Source organism: Bradyrhizobium sp. UFLA05-108, assembly GCF_059803455.1.
Map to the genome: position 1 here is coordinate 1 of NZ_JBANAZ010000250.1, position 654 is coordinate 654.

Sequence of the window (654 nt, forward strand, 5' to 3'; positions counted from 1 at the left end):
TGTGGGACTTCGTGCATGCCGAGAAGCTCAGCTTCAAAAAAAAGCGTGGCGGCTGGCGAACGCGATCGACCCGAGGTGGCGCGGCGGCGCCTCCAATGGACAAAGTATCAAGGTCGCGTCGAAGCTGAGCGGCTGGTCTTCATCGACGAGACCTGGACCAGAACCGATATGGCGCCTTTGCGGGGATGGGCGCCGCGCGGGCACAGACTTCCCGCCAAGGTTCCGCACGGCCGCTGGAAGACCATGACCTTCCTGGCGGCCCTGCGCCATGACCGGATCGATGCGCCATGGTTCATCGAGGGCCCGATCGATGGCGTGAGCTTTCGCACCTATGTCGAGAAGGTTCTTCTACCCGTCCTTCGACCCGGTGACATCGTCGTCTTGGATAACCTCGGTAGCCACAGGAGCAAAGCAGTTCGCCAACTCATACGCTCGGTCGGCGCCAAACTCTTCTTCCTGCCAAAATACTCGCCCGACTTGAACCCGATCGAACAGGTCTTTGCCAAGCTCAAGCACCTGCTCCGCAAAGCGGCCGCGCGAACCGTCGATGCGGTCTGCGCCGCAATCGGTCACGCACTCGATGCCTTCACCCCCGAGGAATGCGCCAACTACCTCAAAAATTCAGGCTATCGAACTTAATGCCATCACGCTTTA

The 654-nt window shown here is 59.9% G+C and carries 1 pseudogene; it reads left to right on the forward strand.

Going from position 1 to position 654, the window contains the following annotated elements:
- A pseudogene (locus SO140_RS46310) lies at positions 1-639 on the forward strand (IS630 family transposase); the annotation flags it as partial.
- Positions 640-654 lie beyond the last annotated feature (15 nt).